The organism is Polynucleobacter sp. 30F-ANTBAC (assembly GCF_018882385.1).
Taxonomy (GTDB): Bacteria; Pseudomonadota; Gammaproteobacteria; order Burkholderiales; family Burkholderiaceae; genus Polynucleobacter.
Genome location: NZ_JACVON010000002.1, coordinates 779,150 through 783,408 on the forward strand (window position 1 = coordinate 779,150; position 4,259 = coordinate 783,408).

Sequence of the window (4,259 nt, forward strand, 5' to 3'; positions counted from 1 at the left end):
CACAGGTGGCACAGCTGTCACTGGTGTTGGCACGATTAAAGACGACGGCACTGGCAGCATATTTACAGCTGCTAATACCACTGGCACTCCAGATACGCCTACCGCTCCATTGGATGATGATCGTCCGTTGGCCGTCTCTAGCGTCACCGTGAACGAAGGTTCACCTTACGCTGTATTTACAGTAACTGGTACTACCGGTGAGCTCACTAAGCTAAGCTTGACCTCCGGAACGGGTGCTGTTGGTACTGATACAGGAACTGCCTTAGAGTACTTTGATCCAACTGCAAATAGTGGGGCAGGTGCTTGGGTGCCTTACACACCAGATAGCTTTGTTGCTATCCCAGCAGGTGGTTTATTGGTACGTACACCAGTAACCAATGACCCAACTGGTGATAATAATGAAACCGTCAACTTAGTTGCGACAAACACAGGTGGCACAGCTGTCACTGGTGTTGGCACGATTAAAGACGACGGCACTGGCAGCATATTTACAGCTGCTAATACCACTGGCACTCCAGATACGCCTACCGCTCCATTGGATGATGATCGTCCGTTGGCCGTCTCTAGCGTCACCGTGAACGAAGGTTCACCATATGCTGTATTTACAGTAACTGGTACTACCGGTGAGCTCACTAAGCTAAGCTTGACCTCCGGAACGGGTGCTGTTGGTACTGATACAGGAACTGCCTTAGAGTACTTTGATCCAACTGCAAATAGTGGGGCAGGTGCTTGGGTGCCTTACACACCAGATAGCTTTGTTGCTATCCCAGCAGGTGGTTTATTGGTACGTACACCAGTAACCAATGACCCAGCTGGTGACAATAATGAAACCGTCAACTTGGTTGCGACAAACACAGGTGGCACAGCTGTCACTGGTGTTGGCACGATTAAAGACGACGGCACTGGCAGCATATTTACAGCTGCTAATACCACTGGTACTCCAGATACGCCTACCGCTCCATTGGATGATGATCGTCCATTGGCTGTCTCTAGCGTCACCGTGAACGAAGGTTCACCATATGCTGTATTTACAGTGACTGGCACTACCGGTGAGCTCACTAAGCTAAGCTTGACCTCCGGAACAGGTGCTGTTGGTACTGATACAGGAACTGCCATAGAGTACTTTGATCCAACTGCAAATAGTGGAGCAGGTGCTTGGGTGCCTTACACACCAGATAGCTTTGTTGCTATCCCAGCAGGTGGTTTATTGGTACGTACACCAGTAACCAATGACCCAGCTGGTGACAATAATGAAACCGTCAACTTGGTTGCGACAAACACAGGTGGCACAGCTGTCACTGGTGTTGGCACGATTAAAGACGACGGCACTGGTGCGGTATTTGTTGCTGATGATCCGGCTACTGTTGGTATTGATGAGTCCGCGCCAGCAAATGGTGTGGCGCCAATGGTCAGTCCGCCAGGCTTTAATAGCGATGGGGTTATTCCGTCCGCGGATGCCTCAAAAGTTCCAAACGACGACCGTCCTCTAACAGTTTCTGCTATTGCACCGGTGGTCAACGAAGCATCACCATATGCTGCATTTGAAGTGAGCGGAGCCCCTAATCAGTTGGCATCATTAAGTTTGCCAACTAATACCACTAGCCCATTAACCAGCATTGAGTTCTGGAATGGTTCTGCTTGGGTTCCTTACAGTGCAGGTGATTTAATTCCGCTAGATAATGCCGGCAAGGCATTAGTCCGTGTATTGCTAGCACCAGAGCAAGATAGCAGTTCAGACAATAGCGAACCGTTTAGTCTGACTGCTACCAATACTGATGGCACATCCGCTTCACCAGCCACTGTCACCATTAAGGATGATGGTACTGGTGCAGTGTTTGATTCGATTGACCCTACCAGCCTGGTCCCGCCAACAGTAGCTGCGCCTACACCTACCAATGGTGTGGTTAGTGCTGCTGATGCAGGTAACTTGCCTAACGATGATCGTCCGCTTGCAGTAACTAGCGTCACCGTGAACGAAGGTTCGCCATATGCGGTATTTCAGGTAACTGGCTCTACTGGTGAGTACACCAGCCTAGCCCTTAGCTCTGGTACCGCTATAGTTGGTACGGATGCAGCTCCAAGTTTGCAATACTTTGACGGTAGCACTTGGCAGAACTACACGCCTGGTGATTTTGTTCAAATTCCGGCTGGTGGTTTATTGGTTCGTACAGCTATTAGCAATGACACGCCTGCAGACAATAATGAAACCTTCAATTTATTGGCAACAAACACTGGTGGTTCCACGGCTACTGGTGTTGGCACAATTAAAGATGATGGAACTGGTAGTGTATTTAGTGCGAGCAATAATACGATCACCCCAGACACTGTTAATGCTGCAACATTGAATGATGATCGCCCATTAACTGTCAATAATTTGACTGTCAATGAAGGTTCACCATACGCTGTATTTACTGTTGGCGGCACCGAAGGTCAGTATGTCAAATTAGCAACAGCTAACGATACTGCCAGCTCAGCTGATTATGGCTCTAGCTTGGAGTACTTTGACGGTACTACATGGCAACCTTACACACCAAATAGCTTTGTGCAAATTCCGACTGATGGAGATGCTACTTCCGGAGAGACGGGAAGCTTGCTGGTACGCACAGCTATCACCAATGATGGACCACTTGATACTGGTGAAACCTTCACCTTAACAGCAACCAACGTGGGAACTGGCTATGCTGTTGGTACCGCAACAATTATGGATATGGGTACTGGAAGCATATTTAATGCTAACAATACTTCTGGTACTCCAGATACTGTTGCTACACCGTTAGATGATGACCGATCCTTATTTGTTGATGATGTCATTGTGAATGAAGGTTCGCCTTATGCAGTATTTACTGTTACTGGAATTGCTAACCAAGTAGTTTCTAATTTGGCTCTTGCTGTTGGAGATGCTGACCCTGCATCTGGAGCGGGTGTTGATTATGGCGCTGCTACTGGGACAGGTTTGGAGTATTGGGATTCATCAAGTAGTGCTTGGGTTCCGTATGTTTCAGGTCAAAGTCTGACATTGGATGTAAATGGCACGTTATTAGTACGTACGCCAATTGCCAACGATACAGTTTCAGATAATGGTCAAACATTTAAATTAATTGCTACTAACTCAAGTAATGTGTCAGTTGAGGGTATTTGCACAATTAAGGATGATGGAACTGGCGCGTTATTTGTAACAGATGATCCTAATACATCTGTGAATGAGGCTGCACCGGAGTTGGTCAATAATGAATTGACTTCACCAACTGTTCTAGCGCCAACATCGTCAGAAGTAACACCTTCAGTTGCATCTCCATTACCGAATGATGACCGACCTCTCACAGTCAATAACCTAACTGTCAATGAAGGTTCGCCATACGCTGTATTTACAGTAGGCGGAGCATCTGGTCAGTATGTTGAGTTGGAGGTAGCGGATGGCACAGCAACTTCAGCAGACTATGGTACTGATCTAGAGTATTTTGATGGAAGTGTGTGGCAGGCATATATGCCGGGTGATTTTGTACAGATACCAATCACAGGCACTTCATTACTAGTTCGTGCATTAATCTCAAACGATACTCCTGCAGATAATGGAGAGACGTTCACATTAACCGCAACTAATACAGGCACATCTTCTGTTGTTGGTACAGCAACCATTAAGGATGATGGAACTGGAAATGTCTATAGCGGCACATCTGGTACGCCAGATGTGAATCCTTCCTCTTTAGATCTGGATCGCAATGATGCTCCAGAAGGCGCTAATAAAACTATTGATGTTCTTGAGGATGGAAGTTACACATTCTCAGCGTCAGACTTTGGATTCTCTGATCCAAGTGATACACCTGCAAATAGCCTGCAGTCTGTCACGATTACGACGCTTCCAATAGATGGAACTCTAAAACTTGATGGTGTTGATGTTACTGTTGGTCAAGTTATTCCAGCGGATGATATTGGCGATTTAGTTTATGCACCAGTCGCAAATGAAAATGGCACTGGTTACGCCAGTTTTACATTCCAAGTTACGGATGATGGCGGTACCCTCAATGGTGGCCAGGATACAGATCAAATCCCGAATACCATTACCATTAACATTACCCCTGTCAACGATGTATTCGTTGATGCGAATGAGGCTGTTACAACGCCTGAAGATACGCCTAAATCAGGCAATGTGATTGATAGTGGTTTAACGTCTGGTGATGGTGCAATCACGCTCACAGGCTTTACAGTTGACACTAATAATGACGGTACACCAGAAACGTTCACGGCAGGTCAAACTGCAA

1 protein-coding gene is annotated in these 4,259 nt (G+C 46.7%); it reads left to right on the forward strand.

Annotated features, from left to right (window positions below; translation table 11 throughout):
- A partial coding sequence (locus ICN28_RS09360; RefSeq protein ID WP_216288155.1) for a hypothetical protein occupies positions 1 to 4,259 on the forward strand: 4,259 nt, incomplete at both ends.